This is a genomic window from Acidovorax sp. Leaf191, assembly GCF_001424425.1.
Lineage (GTDB): Bacteria > Pseudomonadota > Gammaproteobacteria > Burkholderiales > Burkholderiaceae_C > Acidovorax.
In genome coordinates, this window is the sequence record NZ_LMPT01000005.1 from 100,651 (window position 1) to 122,704 (window position 22,054).

The 22,054-nt window shown below is 60.3% G+C and carries 12 protein-coding genes and 1 pseudogene; 1 reads left to right on the forward strand and 12 read right to left on the reverse strand.

Translation table 11 applies throughout. The annotated features are described in order from the left end of the window. Nucleotides 1–205: 205 nt before the first annotated feature. The 9 genes and pseudogenes from ASG27_RS06105 to ASG27_RS06130 form a co-directional block, all read right to left on the reverse strand. Nucleotides 206–466 (reverse strand): annotated as a pseudogene (locus ASG27_RS06105) (integrase core domain-containing protein); the annotation flags it as partial. Then, nucleotides 466–825: an RHS repeat domain-containing protein gene (locus ASG27_RS06110; protein WP_056434579.1), complete on the reverse strand. Its 360-nt coding sequence runs from the start codon at nt 823–825 to the stop codon at nt 466–468. The pseudogene ASG27_RS06105 and the gene ASG27_RS06110, both read right to left, overlap by 1 nt. A 485-nt stretch (nt 826–1,310) precedes the next feature. Then, nucleotides 1,311–1,823: a hypothetical protein gene (locus ASG27_RS26525; protein WP_156370510.1), complete on the reverse strand. Its 513-nt coding sequence runs from the start codon at nt 1,821–1,823 to the stop codon at nt 1,311–1,313. Next, nucleotides 1,789–2,442, reverse strand: coding sequence for an RHS repeat-associated core domain-containing protein (locus ASG27_RS25775; protein WP_235504169.1), 654 nt, complete (start codon nt 2,440–2,442; stop codon nt 1,789–1,791). Before ASG27_RS25775 ends, ASG27_RS26525 begins: the two co-directional genes overlap by 35 nt. Beyond that, nucleotides 2,439–3,272 (reverse strand): hypothetical protein, encoded by an 834-nt coding sequence (locus ASG27_RS06115; protein ID WP_056434582.1) that lies wholly within the window; start codon nt 3,270–3,272, stop codon nt 2,439–2,441. The genes ASG27_RS25775 and ASG27_RS06115 overlap by 4 nt, the downstream gene beginning before the upstream one ends. 57 nt (nt 3,273–3,329) lie before the next feature. Then, nucleotides 3,330–3,794, reverse strand: coding sequence for an ankyrin repeat domain-containing protein (locus ASG27_RS25780; RefSeq protein WP_162240427.1), 465 nt, complete (start codon nt 3,792–3,794; stop codon nt 3,330–3,332). Continuing rightward, nucleotides 3,781–8,184: an RHS repeat-associated core domain-containing protein gene (locus tag ASG27_RS06120; protein WP_056434585.1), complete on the reverse strand. Its 4,404-nt coding sequence runs from the start codon at nt 8,182–8,184 to the stop codon at nt 3,781–3,783. Before ASG27_RS06120 ends, ASG27_RS25780 begins: the two co-directional genes overlap by 14 nt. Before the next feature lie 114 nt (nt 8,185–8,298). Next, nucleotides 8,299–12,198, reverse strand: a complete 3,900-nt coding sequence (locus ASG27_RS27775; protein ID WP_156370516.1) for an Ig-like domain-containing protein — start codon at nt 12,196–12,198, stop codon at nt 8,299–8,301. After that, nucleotides 12,195–14,696, reverse strand: a complete 2,502-nt coding sequence (locus tag ASG27_RS06130) for a hypothetical protein (RefSeq protein ID WP_156371470.1) — start codon at nt 14,694–14,696, stop codon at nt 12,195–12,197. Before ASG27_RS06130 ends, ASG27_RS27775 begins: the two co-directional genes overlap by 4 nt. A gap of 71 nt (nt 14,697–14,767) precedes the next feature. Between ASG27_RS06130 and ASG27_RS26530 the strand changes: the two genes are divergently transcribed. Continuing rightward, entirely contained in the window at nt 14,768–15,124 is a 357-nt protein-coding gene (locus tag ASG27_RS26530) for a hypothetical protein (RefSeq protein WP_156371471.1), read from the forward strand. Here ASG27_RS26530 and ASG27_RS26535 read toward each other — a convergent pair. From ASG27_RS26535 to ASG27_RS06145, 3 genes are all read right to left on the reverse strand, one after another. Then, nucleotides 15,085–15,969 carry a rhodanese-like domain-containing protein gene (locus tag ASG27_RS26535; protein WP_156370520.1) on the reverse strand — a complete coding sequence of 295 codons (885 nt, stop codon included), beginning with the start codon at nt 15,967–15,969 and terminating at the stop codon, nt 15,085–15,087. The two genes, ASG27_RS26530 and ASG27_RS26535, sit on opposite strands and share 40 nt — an antisense overlap. Then, a complete protein-coding gene (locus ASG27_RS06140; RefSeq protein ID WP_162240430.1) occupies nt 15,966–20,486 on the reverse strand; it encodes a choice-of-anchor U domain-containing protein in 4,521 nt (1,506 codons plus the stop codon). The genes ASG27_RS26535 and ASG27_RS06140 overlap by 4 nt, the downstream gene beginning before the upstream one ends. A 617-nt stretch (nt 20,487–21,103) precedes the next feature. Next, on the reverse strand, nt 21,104–22,051 hold the full coding sequence (locus ASG27_RS06145; RefSeq protein WP_056409879.1) for an EamA family transporter: 948 nt from the start codon (nt 22,049–22,051) through the stop codon (nt 21,104–21,106). Nucleotides 22,052–22,054: the final 3 nt, after the last annotated feature.

Below are 22,054 nucleotides of genomic sequence, written 5' to 3' on the forward strand. Positions count from 1 at the left end.
CAGGACAGACAACGCGCAGGCCAGCCTCATACTTTCGGAGCGCTTCAGATCCTGTAAGGGAAGCTGCATTGACGGTTTCTTGCATCATTAACCTCCGAAGGGGGTTTTTCCACTAGGCTGATGGGGATACAGGTCCTGCACCCTTCCCATGATTTGTTGACGCTCAAACAAACTCGGTTTACGACCTTCGCTGAAGAGGTACTCGTTACGTGTCGTATCCCGGACGATCATGTGGCCGCTTGAGAAACAGATCCGGGCGCTCCTGGTACCACTCTTTCATGGCCTGCATGGGCGTCTTGCTGCCCAGCGCGGACTGCGGCAATTGGTAGTTGTACAGCGCCACATAGCGCTGCAAGGTCTGCTGCATGTCCTCGCGACTGTTGAAGCGGTGGGTCTTGAGCACGTCTGCGATGCGGCTATTGAAGCGCTCCACCATGCCATTGGTTTTGGGCGTCCTGGGCCTTGTCATGGTCCTGCGCCCGCTCCCACTATTGCACTGCCGATGCTCTTGCTGATCCTTCGCCCGAACGGGTCATACCGGTAACTGGTGCTTTGCCCGTTCTGGCTCGTCTCGATCAGCCGCTCCGCCGCGTTGTAGCGGTAGTCTCTTTGCCAGGCCCCGCTTTTCTCACTCTGCGTGTGCCCCTGCGGGGTGTAGGTGACCTGCGTGTTCTGCGCTGGCGTCCCGCTGAAGGGCGTGGTGCGCGGGTACTGGGTGAGCTGGTTGTCCCCGTTGTAGCTCCACACTCCCGGCTGGTGGCCGCTGCTGGTGCGGTTGCCCACCGGGTCGTAGCTGTATTGCTCCAGCGGCAGGCCCAGCTCCACACTCCCGGCTGGTGGCCGCTGCTGGTGCGGTTGCCCACCGGGTCGTAGCTGTATTGCTCCAGCGGCAGGCCCAGGTTCTTGAGGCTGTTGTCTGGTGCGGCCTGGGTGAGGCGGCTCAGTTTGTCGTAGCCGTACTGGGTGTTGCCCAGGTCGCTGCCGATCTGCGTGATGTTGCCCGCCAGGTCATATTGGTATTGGCGGCTTGCCAGTAGCTGGTTGGCGTTGGTTTTGACTTCGATGCGGGTGTGCCTTTGCAGGGCGTCGAATGCCTGGGTCTTGGCCGCTCTCGGGGTCTGGATGCGGGTGGGCTGCATCCATTGGTAGTCCAGGTAGCTGATGCGGCTTTGGTCGGGCAGGGTGACCTGGGCCAAGCGCCCTTTGTCGTAGGTGTGGCTTTGCTGGCTGCCATTCGGGATGCGACAACTAATGACGATCTTGGTCGTAAAAGATGAACAACTCCTTTATCAATCAATCGAAATCCATATTCAATACGCCCATTTTTTACAAGAATCATTTGAGAAAAATTTTTTAGGAATTTTTTTAATATCAAATCGTCCTACGAAATTTTGAAAACTTTCTAAAATGTAATTATTATTCTTCTCATCAAAAACACCCAGCATTGCAACACAATTTCTTTCATTCAAGTATGCAAGAGAGGAATAGTGAAATCTTGGATAATAAATATCGTTAATTTTTTGCACAAAGAAGATCAAATTTTTTTGTTTTGAAATGAAATTTAGATCAATTTCGTTTTTGTATATCCCTAAAGTACAGAAAGGAATCTTTTCATCAAATTCCCCCTTAATCGGAAATAAAACATTAATGCTTATGCAATTTTCATCAAAAATATTCGCTACTTTTCCCAAGAAAATAATCTCAGACTTGACCAAATCACCTTCCAAAGGCAAAACATAAGGAGATGCAAAAGCAACGCCGCTCGCCAGCGCAACCCCTAAGCACATCTTACATACATAGCTTATTAGCGCATCTAGACTCATATTCACTCACTTCATCAAAAAGAATTCCGCCATACAAAAGACTGGGTATTTGTGGACCGTGATCTAACCCAGCGTTGTGAAATAACTCGTGGTACAAAGATCTAGCAGGACATCCTCCGCACTTGTCATCTTCGCCAGGCTTATATCTAAAGCCTTTGGGCTTAAACGTGACAGAATCACCACCTACAGGTGCAAATGCGCATGCAGCACTGATGTCAATCAAGCCTCCAATTTTTATATTGTCAGTCTGCGTGCAATTTACCTTGACTCTATTAAAAACTTCAAGCATCCGATCACACCACTCATTCGGCATGCAAGCACTTTTCCGACAGTCTATGCCTTTGCATTCTTTTTCAAGCAATTCTCTCACCCGCCTAGCGGCTAGCTCCAACTCTGCCACCTGCAACACCGTGCAGTCGCCAGAAATACTGAACAGTCCTAATGGATCACTATTTTTCAGAGTATTAGCTTTCGCATAAAGCAGAGTATTCATACCACCCTTGACTCCAATAGGATCGCTCTGCACATACCTTCCCACCCCGGGTATGTAATCACGCTTAAAGTTGTAATGCGTCTGCGTCTCCTCATCCCAATACTGCCCCGGGAACCTCAGGTTCATATCGATGGCCTGGATCGTCGTGGTAGTCGCCCCAAACGCCTCTGACGCCCCTTCCATGTAGTGCCGCCCGTCTTGTCCGTCGCCAAGGTCGGCGTTGCCAAGTGGTCCGTGTGCAGATAGTGGTAGATCGTGGCTCGGTCGGTCAAGCTGTTGGCTGCTACGTCGGCCTGCCAGATCGGATCGGTGCTCCACAAGCCCTGCTGCGCTGCCTTGGGATTGAAGCCGTACGCTTTGCTCAGTTGCCCCTGGCTGTCGGTTTCTGCCATCAGCCCCGTCTCGCTGTACAGGTAGTACGTGGTCGTTGATGGTCCTGCTCCCGCTCTCGCTCCTGCACTGCCGATGCTCTTGCTGATCCTTCGCCCGAAGGGGTCATACCGGTAACTGGTGCTTTGCCCGTTCTGGCTCGTCTCGATCAGCCGCTCCGCCGCGTTGTAGCGGTACTCCCTTAGCCAGGCCCCACTTTTCTCACTCTGCGTGTGTCCCTTCGGGGTATAGGTGACCTGGGTGTTCTGCGCTGGCGCCCCGCTGAAGGGCGTGGTGCGCGGGTACTGGGCGAGCTGGTTGTCCCCGTTGTAGCTCCACATCCCGGGCTGGTAGCCGCCGCTCGTGGGGTTGCCCACCGGGTCGTAGCTGTATTGCTCCAGCGGCAGGCCCAGGTTCTTGAGGCTGTTGTCTGGTGCGGCCTGGGTGAGGCGGCTCAGTTTGTCGTGTGTGATGTTGCCCGCCAGATCGTCTTGGTAGCTCTTGCTTGCCAGTAGCTGACTGGCGTTGTTTCTAACCTCGACGCGATTGTGGCGCCGCAGGGCATCGAACGCGTGGATCTTGTCCACCCCCTGTAAATTATGCAAGTCAAATATACATCGGGCACCCTTAATGCCAAAAACCAATCATTTCAATGCAGCACCAATTTTCAAAGCCAACTCTCTAGCAGTAATGCCGAACTCATCGGCCAGGTCAATATCAGCACCACATCCTGCCAAGTATTTGGCCAACTCAAACCAGCCGAATCGCAAAGCATAACTAAGCGGCGTTGCCGATTGACCCATAACATTCAAATCACACCCTAACTCATAAAATGTTTTTGCAATTATTAAATTTCCTGATTTGGCAGCCAAGTGTATTGCCATGTCTCCAAGATCATTTTTCGCATACAAATTCGCCCCTCCCTCTATCAATACCCTCACAGCTCTGGCATCTGATTTTTGCACAGCAATCATCAAGTATGTCAGGCCATCATAAATACTCACCAAGTTAACATCATCAAATCGAATGCCTTCTAGCAGCCCATCCAGATCGCCAGATTCTATCGAACTGAAAATTGATTGGTTGTAGAAATTATCATTGGCATTCATCACAAGGCTCCTTGCAATAGTTTTTGATTTGGTCAACGGCGTTTGCAATCCTTCGAGCCACAGTTGCCAACTGGTCTGCATGGCGCTTGTCAAAAACTTTCCATTTTTGCATCCAACTCAATCTTAAATCGTAACATTTCTCTGCCAAATCTTTGTTTCTTTTGGCCCAAGGGCAAGATTGAGGCTTGAATCCGTTTGTTGAATCTGGGTTAGGAGGATTGTTATCACAAAAATTGTGATAACGCGCCCATTCTGCATTCATCTGAGCACCATCAGCTTCCGACATTCCTCTTTCATCTTGGATATTAAAAAAGTGTATCCCTACCAGTACCGCTAGAATTTTACATCCCTGCCCAATTATTCTAACGCCAGTCAGTATTACAGCTCCACATGCTAATGGATTTGCAACACAAACAGCGGCCCTCCCACGCGGGTCTCCGAGAGAGAGAGCATTAAGTTTTGCGTAGACATATAGATTAGGACCATCGTCAATTCCCTGGGAGTCGCCTTGCATGTACCTTCCCACACCCGGCAAGTAATCCCGATGGAAGTTGTAGTGGCTATTTGTCTCCCGATCCCGATACTGCCCCGGGAACCTCAGGTTCATCTCGGTAGCTTCGAGCATTGGCTTCGTCGCTCCAAGCGCCTCTGACGCCCCCTTCCATGTCGGCTCGCCCGCCTTGTCCGTCGCCAACACGGGCGTAGCCAGATGGTCCGTGTGTAGATAGTGGTAGCTGGTGGCTCGGTCGGTCAAGCTGTTGCTGTTGGCTCTCACATCGGCCTGCCACATCGGGTCGGTGCTCCATAACCCTTGCTGCTGCGCCCTGGGGTTGAAGCCGTAAGCCTTGGTGAGGTTTCCTTGGCTGTCTGCTTCCGCCATCAGCCCGGTGTCGCTGTAGAGGTAGTACGTGGTCGTTGTGCTGCCTGCCCCGCTGCCCGAGGTTTTGCTGATCCGCCTGCCAAACGGGTCGTACCGGTAGCTGGTGCTTTGTCCGTTCTGGCTCGTCTCGATCAGCCGCTCGGCCGCGTTGTAGCGGTAGTCTCTTTGCCAGGCCCCGCTTTGCTCACTCTGCGTGTGCCCCTGTGCGGTGTAGGTGACCTGCGTGTTCTGCGCTGGCGCCCCGCTGAAGGGGGTGGTGCGCGGGTACTGGGTGAGCTGGTTGTCCCCGTTGTAGCTCCACACTCCCGGCTGGTGGCCGCTGCTGGTGCGGTTGCCCACCGGGTCGTAGCTGAGCTGGTTGTCCCCGTTGTAGCTCCACACTCCCGGCTGGTGGCCGCTGCTGGTGCGGTTGCCCACCGGGTCGTAGCTGTATTGCTCCAGCGGCAGGCCCAGGTTCTTGAGGCTGTTGTCTGGTGCGGCCTGGGTGAGGCGGCTCAGTTTGTCGTAGCCGTACTGGGTCTTGCCCAGGTCGCTGCCGATCTGCGTGATGTTGCCCGCCAGGTCATATTGGTATTGGCGGCTTGCCAGTAGCTGGTTGGCGTTGGCTTTGACTTCGATGCGGGTGTGCCTTTGCAGTGCGTCGAATGCCTGGGTCTTGGCCGCTCCCGGGGTCTGGATGCGGGTGGGTTGCATCCATTGGTAGTCTAGGTAGCTGATGCGGCTTTGGTCGGGCAGGGTGACCTGGGCCAAGCGCCCTTTGTCGTAGGTGTAGCTTTGCTGACTGCCGTCCGGGTAGGTGTGGCTGCTGAGTTGGCCGTCGGCGTTGAAGGTTTGGCCGATGGTGAAGCTGAATGTTCCTGCGTTTGCTCCGGCTGCTGTCCCCGCATTCACCTTGCCGTAGGTGATTGCGCTCTGCGTGGTGCGTCCTTGGGCGTCTTTGATATAGCTGGCACTGCTGATCAGTTGACCCGCGCCGTCTTGTTGTTCGTAACCTGCCAGCAGGCCGTCCTTGTCGTACTGGCGGCTGATGCGCTGGTCCATCTGGCTGCCCTGCAGGCGGTGTTCTTCCAGGCCCATGCGACCGGCGGTGTCGTAGCTGTAGCTTCGGGTGTTGCCGCCCGCGTCGGTTCTTTGGGTCAGCTGGCCTGCGGCGTCGTAGCTGTACTGGATGGCTCCGCCCATCGGTCTGGTTTCTTTGGTAAGGCGCCCTGCCTTGTCGTAGTCGAACCGGTGGGTGTTGCCGTTGGCATCAGTCACGGCCACGAGTTGGTCTTGTGCGTCCCAGCTTTGCTTGGTGCTCTGGTTCAGGCTGTCGATGGTTTCCACCAATCTTCCCAGCGCGTCGTAGCGGTACAGCGTGCTGTTGCCCGCCGGGTCGGTGCTGCTGATGCGCTGGCCTTGGGCGTCGTACGCCTGGTGCTGGGTGCGGCTGTTGGCTGGGGTGGCGGGGGTGGCTGGGGTGGCTGGGGTGGCTGGGGTGGCTGGGGTGGCTGGGGTGGCTGGGGTGCCTGAGCTTGCCGTGGCGTCCAGGTTCTGGATGGTCTGGGTTTGCCGCCCTCTTTGGTCGTAGCGGTAGGTTTCTATGTAGGTGGGGTAGATGGTGGCCGTCAGCAGGCCGGCCAGGGGCGTGCCTGCAGCGCCGTACTCGTACCGGGTGGTGTTGCCTGCAGGGTCGGTGGTCTGGGTGATGCGACCCAGGGCGTCGTAAGCGCTGGTGCTGATGAGGCCGCCAGGGCTGGTGGTGGCTGCGGCGCGGCCTGCCGCGTCGTAGCTGACTTTGGTGCCTGTGGCTTGACCGGGCTGGCGTTGTTCCACCACGCGGCCTGCCGCGTCGTACACGGTCTGGCGGGTGCGGCCTTCTGAACTGGTGCTTTGGGTGCGTCTGCCCAGGCTGTCGTAGCTGTGGCGTGTGGTCTGCGCCAGGGGGTTGGTGCTGCTGAGCAGGTGGCCGGCCGCGTCCCAGGTGTAGGTGCTGGTCTGACCCAGGGGGTTGGTCTGGGTGAGGGGTTGGCCCTGGCTGTTGTACGTGGCGCTGGCGCTGTGGCCCAGGGCGTTGGTGGTTCTGACGAGGTTGCCGGCACTGTCGTATTCGTAGCCAGTGGCGACAGTGTCCGGCCCCAGGCCATTGCCTGCGCCTCGAGTGCGGCGGGTGGGCTGGCCCCATGGGTCGTAGGTACTACGGGTGGTGCGTTGCTCGGGCTGGCCCAGGGCTTCGGTGTGTTCGACTTCGCGGCCCTTGGCGTCATAGGCCCAGGTGCTGACGGCACCCAGGGTGTTGGTGTGCCGCACGGTGCGGCCTTGGGCGTCGTACTGGTGGCTCTCGCGGCTGCCGTCTGGGTAGGTGATCTGTAGCGGCTGGCGCGCAGTGTCGTACTGGGTGGTGGTGGTTTGCCCGCGGGCGTCAATGCTGCGCTCCTGGCTGACGCTGTCGACGATGCGTTGGCTTTGCATCTGGTCGTTGGTGCTGTCTTGCAGCAGCAGGCCTGTCTTGTTGTATACGCGTCGGCGGCTGGCGCCCGTGGGGTCTTGGCTGGTGATGGTGTATTGCTGGCGCACGCGGTCGTACTCGACACGGTACAGGGTGGTGGCGCCGCTCTCGTCCTGAATGCTGGACACTCGCGCCACCGGTGGCAGGGGAGCTTTGGTTTGGCCACTGAAGGCTACACCGACATTGGGAGTAGCGCCACCGCCAGTATTTACACCGGCACCGCTGCCCGCCCCCGTGCCCGCAAAGCCGGAGCTCGCCGGAACAGCTGCAGGGCTGCTGAGGTAGGTGATGTTCAGTTGCCCGCCCTCAGGGTTGGTGCGGCGCGTGAGCTGTCCTTGGCCGTTGTAGTCGTACTTCCAGCGCTGGCCCAGCAGGTCTGTCACCTGACTGAGCTGGCTGTCGGCACCGCTGCCACTCCACTGGTAGCTGACACTGCGCCCAGTGCTGTCGCTCACGCGGGTGACGCGCCCTTCGCTGTCGCTGAAAAGGCTGAGCGCGGCGCGGCCGTGGTGGTCGTTGACGGTGTTGATCTGGCCACTCGCGTCTCGCCCGAAGCTCACTTGCACGCCGTTCGGGTCTTCGTAGCGCTGTATGACCCCGGAGGCGTCGTAGTACACGCTGTGCCCCAGGCGGTCGTACCAGCGCCAGCCGGTAGCGGTCTGAGCGATGAGGTTGTTGGCGTCAAAGCGGTAGATGCTGCCAGCACTCTGGCCAGCCTGACTGCCGGTGCGCTCGTACAGGCTGCCTGCGCGCTGCACGGCCAAGACGCCCCCCAAGGGATCGGGGATGAGCCGCAGGTTGGACCACGCAGGGTTCAGGTACCACCGGCCTCCTGTCCATGTACGCTCTATCGCCACCTCCCCACCAAGTACCTTCACTGCAATGTCGCGCCTGCTTTCCGTGTATTCCTGGTTCGGTAGCCGCACGCTTTGGCTGATGGGCTGGGACTGGGCTGGCGCTGGCAGCAATACTGCAGCTACCAGAATCAAAGCTGTCTGGACGGCGAGGAAAGGGCGTTGCATGAAGTTCACGGTGAAAGAAACAAATCAAAGGCTGTACGAGGCTGAGTACCGAAGGTTGAATCCGGCACTCTGCGGTTGGGATTGCTCTGACCAGGCAGGCATGAGGTACTGGAACTAGGAGGAGCCAAAGCTGTTCGGACCTGTGCCACCAGGACCCGGACCGGCTCCTCCGGGGCCAGGGCCACTTCCGCCACCACCGCCTCCTCCACCCGGCCCCGTGCCACCGGAGCAACCTGGGCAAACAGGTACGCAGGCAGGCGCGAGACCAATAGGTGCGGCTCCAGAACTGCCACTGCCGCCTCCCCATCCCCCTCCCGCACCGCCACCGTGCCGTCCCGCATTGGAGGGGCCATAGGTGTTGTTGCCCGTCGCACAACTTGCGCCAGAAATACGGCTCATGTTCGTGCAAGCAGCCCCTTGGCGTTTGTCGCCCGCCGCACAGGCGTACGCGTAGCCAACGCATGCACTCGCTGCGTAGCTGCTGCAACCGGTAGCCTTTGCGACCAACTCTGCCTTGGACTGCGGCACCGCCGAACTGCGGCCAGTGCTCAACATGTGCCGGATCGCATGCTGGATTTGCAGGCTGGGGCTATAGCCACTGAACAACGGCAGCTCTGCAGCTGCGCTCTGGGTTGCGCGCGAAGTGGACAAGGCCAGACTCTTGACCGGAGCCAATGCGGTGATTCGGTAGGGAATCACCACGCGGCTTTTCGCAGCAAGCTCCCTGGGCATATCGCCAAAGAACTCATATCGGTAATTGGCATCAGACTTGGGAAGAACAAAATCCAATTCGTCAGCCCGGACCAGCCCGTAGTTGCTGAGCGTGAGTTCCCCCGTCAGCTCTTCCCCCACCTGCATATCGGGCAGATTGATGCTCATGGGCTCCATCAGCACCACAGGCGCCGGTACCTGGGTCTGGTAGGTGGCCTCCAGTGTGATGTGGTATTCATCCGTGATGGTCGTTTCCGTGACACTGAACTCAATGCTGATGAGTTGGCTGTCCAGAAAAACCCGCTCGTTGGCGGTCAGGCCCGCTTTAACCTGGATGCGACCGCTGGCATCGGTGTGCTGCGGCGCGCTGGCTCGCCAGCGGTAGTTGCCCGGTGGCAGATCTGGCAACTCAGCAATGCCCTGCTCATTGCTCAAGAGGCTGCGAATGTCAGCAGTCAGCGCCTCGTTCTGTAGCTTGATGGTGGTGCCTTGCAGGCCGGCAATCAGTTGGCCGCTTTTGTTCAAGGTGTTGGTATAGATGTCCACCATCTTGAAGCGCACGCCGCCTTGGCCACTTTGTGCCACGGCGACGGTGACAGGCACCTTGCCACCAGGATCGTTGTCTGCGCCAACGCGGAGCTCGAACTGGTAGTAGCCGTCCACCACATCGGCGCCAGGCCTGGCCAACAGCTGCAGCGTCGTGGCTTGGCCCACATCGAGATTGCCGATGTCTCCATTGCTGGCCAGGCGCATCCACGCGGGCGTTCCAGTGCCTTGTGGAGTCACCAGTTGCGCCCGCACGTTGCGCGCCACCGCCAATCCCTTGTTGGTCAGCGTGACCGAACCACTTGCGGCCTCCCCCTGCCTCACACCAATTTCGATGAACCCCGGGTTGGGACTCAAACCCGGCGTCGCCTCGTGGAGCTGATAGTCCAGGCGCAGCTCCGCACGCGGCACTGCGCCGCTTTCCTGAGCAAACGCCTTGAGAATGATGCTGCCTGTGGCGCCCGCCGAAGCTGCGCCGGTCACATTGATTGTCATGGGTACGCTGGTGCCCGCGGCCACATCGACAGGCTCGCCAACATCCAGCGTGATGCCCGGCGGCAGTGCGCCCGAGGGCTGGTCCGCTGCCAATGCCTGCCAACGAACGGCCTTGGCACCTGTTCCGGCGCTCGCCCTGACCTCCAGCACAGCCGGTGTTGCCTGGCCCCGGATCGCGTTCAGCTTGTACTGGCTGTAGTTCACACTCAGACGGTTGATGGTGAACTGTGCGGGCGCGGGTTGAGCCGCATACACGGTGTCGTCTGGATGAACGACATGGACCGAATATGTGCCGGCATCGTTGGCCTGTGGTACGAAGCTGTAGCTGAACTTGCCGGTCGAATCGCTCACCAGCGTGATACGTCGCTCGAACCCCTGTATGCGAAGTGCCAGGCGCACGGTAGCGTTCGGCACGGGTTGAGCCGCTGCATTCAACGCGACCACCTGTCCACTGATCAAGATCGGCTGCTCTCCGAAAGAGAACGCAGGGGAGACGCTCACGCCGCGAACGCCGTAGGGCAGCACAGGAGGTGGCGGTGCAGGAGGCAACTGCTGCACGCGCACGGCGCGTGAAGCCTGGGCGGTTTTTCCGGCATTGCCTGTCGCAGTCGCTCTGAGCACATAGTCGCCATCGGGCACCTGGGTGGTATCCCAGTCCACACTCCAAGGCTGCTGGTCCAAGGTCCCCAGCAGTTGATCAACGTTCTGCCCCTGCAGCCGAACCTGGACCTGAGCGATACCGCTGGCATCGAGAGCTGCGACCTGCACGGGTACCGTAGCACGCACCAGCGCTTGGTCCGAGGGGCTCAGGAAGGTCACCGTGGGAACGGGCGCTGTGTAGTTCAGAGATATCGGACTACTGAGCGGCCCCATGCCCCGCGCGTTCGTTGCCCTTGCTTGAATGCTGTGAACACCTTCACTTGGCAATAACACGCCCCCGGCAAAATTGCCAGCAGCATCCGTGTTCAAAGCCTGCCCCACAGGCTGCCCGTTGACGAAAACCTGCACCAGCGCTGCCGGCTCCGCAGTGCCTGCGACTGCGATTTGCGACATGACGACCGAGGATCCAGAAGTCGGTTGCGTGATCAGGGGCGCCGCCGGGGCGCTCAGTGCAAGGCGAAAAGAAATGCTGGATGTCGTGGTGCCGCCATCTGCATCTTGCGCGGTGATCAACAGCACATGCGCACCGTTGGCCAAACCGTTGAACCCCAGCAGTTGGCTTGCAGTACTCGGGCTGGCAGGTGTACTGGGCTGTGCCATCGGAAAGTCCTGCCGCAGCACGGACATGCCGTCGATGTAGGCCTCCAGCATCTTGACGCCTTTGGAGCTGTGGGCACTGAGCGTCAGAACACCCGACATGGAAAGTGCGGCGCCGTCCAGCAAGGGTTTGTCATTGAAGGCGGCATTCAGTACCGGCCCACCTGATTGCGCCACATCCGAAGTGAGATAGGGCTGGTAGACAACTCCTGCACTGACACGGCTTCCTTTCCCATAGGGATTACTTTCTGCCAACGGACCCGTAACATGCCCCCACCAATTGCCCGAGGCCTGCACCACTGACGTGGGGGTTTCATTGGAAATACCGTAGAAACGGTTGCCGGCGAAACTGCTCTGCGTCACTGCCGGCGTAGCGCCACGCACAGCAACGAGGCCAACGCCATTGGCTTCAATGCGAGCGTTGCGAATCTGCGGAGAGCCCAGCCCCACCACGCGCACGCCCGCAATGCTGTTGGAAATTTTCAGTCCTGAAAGCTCATAGCCTTTTCCAGGCATGACCAACGCAGCACCAGCTTCTTGGAGCCTGATGGGCACAGCTTGGTTACCTCCGCCATAGCGCAACGTCAATCCATCAATGGACACTGACGAGGGCGATGTTCGTGAACCCAGAAACACACCGAGCCAGTCACCTGCAGCGGCTGCCGCCGCAGGCGCTGCACCAGTCTGCCCGGCATCTGCGTCGTCTCGTTCGCTTGTCAGAACGACCCCAGCGCCAGTCCGCAGGCTTCCGTGCACGAGCAACCCTGCGCCTTCTTTTGCCGGATCCTGAACTGCGCCAAATTTGACGACCACGCCTGCCCCGAGCGTCAGCTGTGCATTGGAGTCTGCGTGAGCCAAACCAGGCACTGCCAATACAAGGAGTGCCAATGCAACAGTCCACCAAACGATATTCCAGAAGGTCTGGCGCATGGCACCTGCCGCTCGGTCCGTTGCACTGTGAGCAAACAGACAGAAGCTTTCCAGTGACATTGGGTAGAACTTCATGGAAGCACCTCGACGGCAATCACGGCGGGCGTGAGACCAGGCGCCTCAAAGCTGACCCTGGCCTTTCCTGTAGCAATGCCCAGCAGATCGACTCCGACACAGCTGTCTCCCTCGGCCAAGCTCAATGTCCTCACACTGGGTCGCAAGACCTCGGGCTTGCTGCTGGCAACGGACACCGAAACCGGCGCCGTCGCATAGCTTCTGCCGTCCCATTTACCGATGCACACCTGGGAGTACGAAGACTGCCCCACAGGAACGGTCAAGGTGTCGTCATCGGAGCTGAAGGTCCACACGGGTGGGGCGACACTGACGGCCACGCTGTAAACCTCCGGGTAGCGTTGCGACCCCGGCACGCTGGCCTCGATGGTGGTCGTCCCTTCTTGCAAACCGAGAACCGGCAGCCTCACGGGAGTCCATGGACTCGTCCCCGAAGGAATGGTGATTTCCGCGGGAACAGAACAGATTGGCGCATCGACGCAGCGCAGTTTGAGAGTCAAGGTCTCCGGCGCATCTTCGTAGTCCCCTAGATGCAGCGTGCGTACCGCAATGTCCGCATGGAAGCCCTTGACGACGGAGAACTGGATGCAGTCGCTGCAGGCAGCGCCCAACGACAGTTCCCTGTCTGCATGAATCCGCTGCACGGCAGACTGCGCGAGGCGAATACCTGCCGAACTCGCATTGACGCGGTAGCGGCCCATCTGGCTTGCTTCTCCCACAAACAACGGAGATGAGCACCCCATTCCCGGACTGATGGTCGACTGCGCAGCAGATGAACCTCCTGAGCTTTGGGCGTAGATGCCCGACACCACGCCCGCGGGATTTTGGTCACTGAGGTCGAAATCAATCGACCATGGCTTGTCGGTGACGAAGCGCACATGATCATGTGCCGCGGGCACAGAGAAACACAGCGATAGGTCTTGACGCAAGCCCATGTAGCGGTGGCCGCTCCATGGAGTTCCGTACCTGTCGGCAAATTTGAAAGTGGGCTCAACGACGTGCACGCCAATCTTTGTGGCTTGCACCCCCGCGGCCTTTGCCTCGATCTCCGAGACACCCAGCCCGACACCTATCGCGGTCACTTCCACAGACGCTCGCCCAGAGGGAATGGTCAGGGTGGACGGAACCTCGCAAACCGCGCTCGACACGCAACGCAATTCGACCGACAAATTCTCGGCGCCGTAGTCGGGCTCGCCGTCCACCGTCCGTTCGATCCAGAGTCCACCGACGCTGCGCAGTTGATGACCCAGAACGACCGCGCTCTGGCTATCGACAAATCCCCACCTCAGCACCGTCGGACTTCGCACTGTGACGTTGGCGTATCCATCCTGGGAGTTGGCGGCACTGAGTTGGACCCGTGCCTGGCCTTTCGCCTTGGCCTGCAGCATGGCTTTGCCGACGGACGCGTAGTCGCCCTCGGCCACCACCAGCTCGGCAGGTGACACGCCCACAACGTTGGGCGCCTCCGACGCGATACGGACCGTCAATCCACCCAGGGGCGCGCGGTGACTCAAAGCGACTGAAGCTTCTCGTGCATCGCCCACCACGATGGGTACGGAAGCACGCAATTCATGAGGAAGGAGGATCAAGGTCATGCGGCTGGTCTCCACGTCCACGCTCGCCGCGCGAAGGCCTTGTGCCTGCGCAGAAATCCGGGCACTGCCGTGTGCCAAACCCTGTACAACGAACTGCACCTGAGATTGCCCTGCAGGCACGGTGATGCCAGCAGGAAGCTGGAAAATCCCTGAAGGCTCGGCACGCAACTGAATCGGAATGCCGCCGGCCGGCGCCGCGGCGGGCAGGCGCACCGTGATGCCGTAGGGCATGCCCAGTGCCATCGACCATACAGAGGGATCCAGCTGCAGCGCAGGAAGACTCACCACATTGACCTGGGCCCGAGCGCTTCCCAGTTCTGGGTGAGAAGCTGACAGCAATGCACTGGTGAACCCCAAGGCCCGCACCTCGAACGCGGCGCTCGAACTACCTTCCGCAACCGTCACGGTGGCAGGCACCTTGACCGCGTCGCTGCTACTGCTCGACAGCGCAATCAACCGACCTCCTGCAGGCGCCGCAGCGTCGAGCACAACGCGCATGGGCGTCAGCGTGCCAGCCCCGACATTCAGCAGCTCTGGCTCGATGGTCAACGACGGCTGTCCAATCTCGACCAAGCCTTCGCGCACCAGGTAGGGAATTCCGACAAGCCCCCAGAGGACCTGTCCGCGCACAATTCCGGACGGAACCACAATCGCATTCAGCGTATTGCCTGCCGCACTCAACGACTGCCCGGATGGCGACGATTCCAAGTCCATCTCGATGGCAGGGCCGCGGTGGTGGTTGATGGAAACGCGATCAAGCGTCGGCGAAGACTTCTCGATCACAACACCGCTGCCGTACTCGATGCGCACATGCTCCAGGCGCGTCTGCGCACTCCGTGTGCCTTGCCTGAAACGCCATTGCCCCCATGAGCCCGGTGCAGGCGCTGCAATGGCAGATGAGATCACGATGGGTTTTTCCAACCGTGCCCACTGCCACTACCGCACCGCGATTCAGGGTGAAACTCGCATTGGCTGCCATGCGCACTTCAACCCCCGGCTCCACGGTCAACGTTGCGTCCTGGTCCACCGTCACGTCGCCCTGCACAGTCACCGGTGACTGTGCCGCACTCCATACCGTATCGGCGGATATCACACCACTCACCATCATCGCAGCCGCCGCATCGCTCAAGCCACCCATCGACAAGCCGAGGACTACACCGGCCATGGCCATGGATGAGCGCATGGTGCTCATGATCCGTCGACAACGCGCTGTACGCAGCCATGGAACTTCGGCCAAAGAAAAATTGCCGGGCACGGTGGGGGTTTGCATGAAAAACTTCTTCGTCTTCAAAGGTCACGAGCCGCAGTTGCGCGGCAATGGGCGGCCGGCGTGAGCAGCCAAGATCTTTTGCTGCGCGATGTAGGCTTCGTACGCGCTCCAGCCTCCTGCCAGCCATTTCACGGAGTTGCCTGTTTGCGCAGAAAAACCACTGGCATCTGACGCGAACCAATCGGCAAACAGCGCTTGTGCTGCGGCAGGATCCGCACCCACAACCAACCACTGCGTGGGCCTCTGGAGCGGATTGGCTGCGGCATTCGCGGACATGGCCCGCCGCAAGTCAAAGGCATTGGCTTCTGCAGGCAACTGCACAGCAGCAGGTTGTGGCAAAGACCGCAGTTGCCGGGCTGAAAAGCCCACGGCGGCAATCCTCCACAGCCCCTCGCCACTCCCTAGCCATGCGTGTTGCGCCGAAGTCCAGGATGCTTGCGGCTCTTTGCTCCAGGTGCTGGCACCACCGAGCAGCACATGCACATCGCCAAATCCCTTGCTGCGCAACGCTACGCATGTCTGCGTCAGGCTCCGCAGATCGACGCCCGTTCCGACCAGCAGCAGCCGCTGTGGCTTGAGATAGCTTTTGTCCGCTACCGCTGACAGCGCCATGGGCGTCGCGCCACCGATTACCGAAGTCGCGGCGGCGTCCTGTTCGCGAACATCGAGAACCATCAGGGAAGCATCCTTCAAGGCTTCCACTCCCGCCCAACAGGAAGCTTGCTCGCTGCTGTATGCCGGCAGCGGTAGGTGTTCGAACGACACCGGGTCTGGTTCCTCGCGATGGTCCGTGCGCAGGCAGGCAGCAGCAGCTTCGTCCGACTCTTGCGCCTGCGCAATCGTCAGGGACACCAGCAGCACGCAGGTCAGCGCACTGCATGCGCTGTCCACCCATGTCCTGGATTTCATGGTTCACCCACCCGCGGCCGGCGAGCTTGCGTGAAACGACCCAGCGCGCCCGCGAGCACGGACAGCAAGGCGCTCAACAAGATCAGGGCACGCCAGTCCAGCGAAGGAATCGCCTGAGCGCTCGCTGGCGCCGCCATGATCACGGGTCCTCCGGGATCACGAATGACACCATTGGCCTGCAAATCATCGTCACCCAGCGCGCCGTCCCGGATGGTGTAAGTCACGGTATTGCCGCTGATGCGCAGGTTGCTGGGTGGGTACCAGGCCTTGCGCCCGCCGGAGCCCGGTGTAACGCCGTACTTGAGGTATCCGGTGATCCCGCGCAGGTCAGGCCATGTGGTGACGATCGTCACCTCACCCCCCGGCGCGCAACCCGTGAGTTCAAAGTCGAAGACCCCATGGGGAAGCAGGGTGCTGCCGAGCGCCACGCCCAGGCCCTGTGCTGGAAGAAGGCGGGTGGCATGGGGGTTGAAGGTGCACGAAGCCCCCCCGCCCGAAACCGTCGCCGTGAACAGCCCTGTTCCGGTGGGGGTCGTGGCTTCGAAACGGGACGCTGGGCCGATGCCTGCCACATTGGTCAGTTCGAAAGACTGCGTGCCAGCGGCAGCCGATCCCGGCAACGACGCAGCGGCCACGAATGCACCTGTCTGGGCATTGGCACGGAACGCCGGGCTGACCGCCACACCGTTTTGAGCGGTCATGACGTCGACGCTGAAGCTCGCAGCGGACGCTCCCGGCTCAAATTGTGCCGACGCGCCCATCTGCGGCAGTTCGAAACGAACGGCAATGCCCGACTGAGGCTGGTTCTGGGCATTCACGACCCGGACACTGAGCGGTTTGCCGTACAGCGCATTCACGCGGGCCGTCTGGTTGTTCCCGTCCACCCGTTGCAACATCAAGGGCGCCGAGACCGCAGGCAAGTTCTCCAATGCGAAGCTCACCGGGCTCACGTTGCCACCCACGGTTGCACTGGCGGAATATCTGCCCACGAACAAGTTGGCCACCAAGGCTGGTGAAGTCGCCAAGCCGTCGGCGTCGGTCAATACACTGGCGCTGGTGCCACCACCCAAGGTAGCTGCAGGCCCAGAGACCGGGACCTCGAAGCGAACGGTCACGCCGCCCACGGGGCGGCCGAATCGATCAAGAACCCGAGCCCGCAGTGGCTGTGCGAATGCTTGACCGACGATGGCTGCCTGGGCGCCGCTGCCCACTGCGATCAGTCGCGCAGACGGCTCGGTGATTTCTGGCGTCCACCGCATTTGCGCCAAGCCCATCCATCGAGCGACGTCCAGCTGAAGCTCCACCAGTACAAGCGAGTGCGGAGCCCGGGCAAGTGCATCCACGTGCGCCTGCAGCACGGCCAACGCGTCAATGACCTGGCTCCACCGGCCTTGTGCCTGCTCGTCACGCGCCAACGTGTGGGCGTTGACTGCGGCATCGAGCAACGCGCGTGCCTCTGGTGTTGCAGCTGCGACAGCCCCCAGCGCGTTGCCAACACGCGGCACGACGGCATCAAGGCCCAGCACGGTCAACGGCAAGACCTTTTCGGCCCCGCTGCTTGGAGCAGCAGCTCCCAGCAACCGCGACACAACCTGGGACTGGCCCGAGCTTGCAGGCATGGTCAGCACGAACGATGCACTGCGATCCTGACCGGCGGGGAGCGCCCATGACCAATTCAGAGTACTGTTGCCGGCACCCGTCGTTGGCTGTGGCAACACGTGATCGTGTTGAATCCCCGCGGGTAGACGGGTCTCCAGCGTGACCGATTGATCGGCCGTGCCCGTGGCGCCCGGGTTGCGCACGACAAGACGCACGGGCACTGAAGAGCCAGCCAGCGCGGGAGCGGTGCGCACTGCCGGGGTGAGGGCTTTGATCTGCAGATGCAAATAGTCGGACCAGCCCATGTGCGTCGGACTGGTCGCGGTGTCCAGCAGGTCGAACCCGGCCAGCAGCGTTTGTCCATGCCCGAAACTGTGTCCAGCGATGGCGGGCAAGCCCGACGCTTCGTAGGACGCCAGCGTAGCCGCAGTCTGCGGTTCCAGCGCATACCCTTTTCCAACGGTTGGCTGAGCTGTTCCCGCGCCCTGCAGACGCACGCTGAGTGCGTTACCCAAGGAAGTGTCCGTTGGCAGTGCACCCAGTACATCCGAAAGATGCCCCACGCTCGAAGCTATGGCGCCGTCCACCACCAACGTCTGTCCACGCCGCACAGCGGCCCGGATTTCGGCCAGCGAGGTCGCGCCGAGCCCCACGGCGCCGCCATTGAGCCACAGCAGGTTGTATTTGCCGCTGCGCATCGCCACCCGCCATTCGTTCAAGTCGGCAGTCGCGACTCCTTCGTGGCTTTTTCCCACCAACCACGATCTTGCTGCCTGTGCCTTCGCCTTGGCACAAATCTCTTTCTCTGATGCATCCGCTAGCGGGCAGGCAGCCCAGACCAACACGCGGGCTTGGGCCTGGACGTCTTGCTCCAGCGTCACTTGTTCGTTGTCCCCTTGGACAAGCACATTCATGCGCGCCTGGTTGTTGCCCGCCATCGGGTCGGCGGTTTGCGCACCTGCGGTAGCCGTCCAGACGATGCTGCGGCTGGCACCTCCCGACGGAGCCGCTGCCAGCGCATTGAAGGTCAATGTCGCGGACTGGTCCTTCTCGAGCGCACCCACATTCCACACCCCGTTGGCGAAGCTGCCCAACGAAGCGCTCGAGCTTTGCAGCGTGAATCCCTCAGGAACCGCAGCCTGAAGAGATACCCCTTGTGCTGCGGACGGACCGGCATTCCTGACGCCGACAGTGACCGAGGCGCTTTGGCCCGGCCTGGTTTGGTAGGCACTCGACTGAATCGAGGCAGATACGTCCGCTGACGACGTACCGCCAGCGCCTGCTGCTGATTTGCGTTTGGACAGCACATAGCCCTGCCCGTCGGAACCGGCCAGCAGCAGAATGTCCGAAATGAGCCCGGGGGTGGCTTTACCGCCAGCGCTTCCAGCGATCCACACCCCATTGACCACACCATCGCGTGACGACGCTTCCAGCTGATACTTGCCTGGAGGCACCGAAGCATAGGAAAACTCACCCGACGGATCGGTGTAGGCCTGTAGAACGACACTCTTGCCCGAGGTATCAATGCCTTTGAGCGCAATGCCGAGGTTTCCTTCTGCTGGCTCCCCCGCTTCTCGAACGCCATTGCCATTGCTGTCGCGATAGACCTGCCCAGACAGTCGCGCCGTCTGCGCGCCCGACATGACAAGGGTGTATTGCCCCGTTGGGTTCGCGTCGAACACATGGATGAAGTAGCTCCAGCTCAGATCCTGGTTGCGCGAGCGTGACAGCCAGAAATTCTGCGGCAACAGCGACTGACCGTCGCTTCGAATCACCTGCACGGGCCGCTGGGTCCCTCGCCCAGGATCAGAAAGCTTTACATGTACAAAGCCCTGCGTAGGGGGAAGCCGCAGCGACAGGTTCCCACCCGCCAGGGCTGTCAAAGAAGCGGATGAAGACAGATTGAAAACAGGGCTGTCGTCGCCTTCCGAGTCGTACACGCGATAGCTGTCACCGTGTTCAGCCAGAAAGTCATCAATGCCGTCGCGACCAGGAAGATCGATGCGCACGTCGTGCACGAGCCTGTGCGTCACCACCTCCTTGATCAAAGAGGTCACAGCACCACCCAACGAATCCGCATGCACAAAGCTCGCATCGAATGCGGTGAAGCGCCCGGCCAATGTGGTCTGCATGAGCCAACGCCCCATTTTGGCCGTCAGCGGGGCAATGTCGCCAAAATCAAGCAGCAGACTTTTGCCTGCCATCTCGTTGCCAACATATCCACCAAGGATGGTGAAATCGATGAGCAAGCCCTGGCGGTTCTCGACGATCTTCGGCTGCGCGGATTCAATGCGCGTCTTGTAGGCGGCGCCAGCCCCTACATTGGCCACTCGCACTCCCAGCGTGAACGTCTCGGGCGGCTCGACTTCTGCAGTGAACGGGTCGTCCGCAAAGACATCGGTGGGAAGGAAATAGTCCAACCGCAACAGAGGTTGAGGGCGAACCACGACATAGTCGGGAGTGACGTCCACCGAGCTGGTTTGCCCATCCAGGGTGTAAGTGACGCGGGCACCGATGTAGTACAGACGCCCCTGCGAGGTGTTTCCGCCCGCACCCTGCGAAGGGATGATCAGCCAACGGACATCGGCGGTCGTCTTCGGGGCCAGGGTCGCGCTGCCGTCCAGCGCTGACATTCCCGTCAAACTATCGGTGCGAACAAAAAACGCGGCCCCTGTCGCATTGGGATCGGTGGTCGCAACCACGTCTTTCTGATCTTGGTCCTTGAAGATCAGATCGACTTTTACGTTCGAAAGAGCACTTGCATCAAGACCATTCCGCAGGACCATGTGTGCATCGAAGGCTTGCCGCTCCAGCGAGAGCTTTTGCTCGATGACGATCTTGACCTCAGCACAGACAGCCTCTTCGGCTCGCGCGGCATTCGCCCACAAACCAGCAAAAACCAGCACAGCGAGACGCACAAGCACCCACCACGTGGGGTGACCTTGAGACTCCTTGCAGTGCTGATTATTTGCCCATAGCCGGCTCCCGTGCATGCACGCCCTCCCTGCTCATTCTTTTTGTGGGGATCGTCGGCGCCCTCCAGCGCTCTTTGACGAAGCACAGCTTGTTTGAAATGTCGAACGGGGGCGATGCTAAGGGCTGACTTATTGCAAAAGTTACAAAATGTATGTTGCGCCAAAACCGTGTTGGCACGGGTGATTTTGCGCGGAGCGTTGCGCATCAAGCAGCTCCAGATGGGCACCCGCAAACCAATGCGCGTACCTGCTGAAAGTTAGAAGGTCAACGCACCAAAACCCGCCCACACAACAAGATTTTTTTGCGGAAACCACGAAAAAACGGCACGGGGCCGCAATCGTTTTGACCTTGATCGAACGATCAAAGGGAGTGCAGCCCAAGAGCACAGTCCTTGGCGCAAACAAAGAGTGGGGACCAGGCCCGCTATAGGTCAATTCTGGCGGGCGAATTTTTCCGGATCGGTGAAACCCAGGAGCACCGGGAGCAGCTTCCGCCACGACGGCCACAACGGCCACGAAGTGCCTCAACTCGACATGCCGGTTGGCTGGCAAGCCGCCCGCTACCCGGCGCGAACTCCCCACAACGCCTTCTTGCGCCCCACCGACCAGACCTTCAACGCCTTGCCATACAAAATCAACACCAGCGCCGCCCCAATCAGCGGCAACGCCGCAAACACCCACCCCGTCAGCAACTCACCCCCCAGCGCCACTCCCACCAACAACGCCACGGCCGGGTTCACAAACGAATAGCTCCCCGCCAACGCCGCCGACGTGTTCTGCAGCAGCCACAGATACGCATTGAGCGCCACCAGCGTGCCAAACACCAGCAGGTACACCCACGCAGCCCACGACTTCGCACTCACCTGCCCCAGCGCGCTCAGCGGCTCGAAGCACAGTGCCGCCACCAGTCCCATCGCCCCACCCACCAGCCACTGCGCAGCCGCCGCCATGGCCGGTGCCGGCAGAGACAACTTGCGCGATGCGTATGAGCCCACGCTCCAGCACAGCGGCGCGCCAAAGGCCAGCAATGCCCCGAGCCAGGTCGCAGAAAAGTCCCCCTCCAGCGCCAGCAGCAGCGCACCGACCACGCCCAGTGCCAGCCCGATCCAGCTGGTGACCGGCACCCGCTCGCCGCCCCAGCGCGACCACAGGGCCAGCCACATCGGCATCGTGGTCACCACCGTGGCCATCAGGCCCGAGCCGATGCCCAGCTTCTGCGCAAAGCCCACCAGGTTCATCGCCAAAAACACCATCAGCGCACCCACGATGGCCGCGTTGCGCCACTGCACTGCGGTGGGCAGCGCGTGCCCCTGCCACAGCGCCACCAGCAGCATCACGCCGCCTGCACACAGGAAACGGATCGCGCTCATCAACAGGGGCGGCATGGTCTGCAGGGCGATGCCGATGGCAAAGTACGTGGTGCCCCACACCACGTACACCAACAGCAGGGCGAGGCCCAACGCCCATGGCGCGGGGTGGCGGGCTTGCACATTGATATTTGCCGGCATATT

Excerpts from the sequence above, each read along its gene's own strand:
- ASG27_RS26525 (WP_156370510.1), bottom strand. The coding sequence starts at position 1,823 with ATGAGTCTAGATGCGCTAATAAGCTATGTATGTAAGATGTGCTTAGGG.
- ASG27_RS25775 (WP_235504169.1), bottom strand. The coding sequence starts at position 2,442 with ATGAACCTGAGGTTCCCGGGGCAGTATTGGGATGAGGAGACGCAGACG.
- ASG27_RS25780 (WP_162240427.1), bottom strand. The coding sequence starts at position 3,794 with ATGAATGCCAATGATAATTTCTACAACCAATCAATTTTCAGTTCGATA.
- ASG27_RS06120 (WP_056434585.1), bottom strand. The coding sequence starts at position 8,184 with ATGCAACGCCCTTTCCTCGCCGTCCAGACAGCTTTGATTCTGGTAGCT.
- ASG27_RS27775 (WP_156370516.1), bottom strand. The coding sequence starts at position 12,198 with ATGAAGTTCTACCCAATGTCACTGGAAAGCTTCTGTCTGTTTGCTCAC.
- ASG27_RS26530 (WP_156371471.1), top strand. The coding sequence starts at position 14,768 with ATGCGCACTTCAACCCCCGGCTCCACGGTCAACGTTGCGTCCTGGTCC.
- ASG27_RS26535 (WP_156370520.1), bottom strand. The coding sequence starts at position 15,969 with ATGAAATCCAGGACATGGGTGGACAGCGCATGCAGTGCGCTGACCTGC.
- ASG27_RS06145 (WP_056409879.1), bottom strand. The coding sequence starts at position 22,051 with ATGCCGGCAAATATCAATGTGCAAGCCCGCCACCCCGCGCCATGGGCG.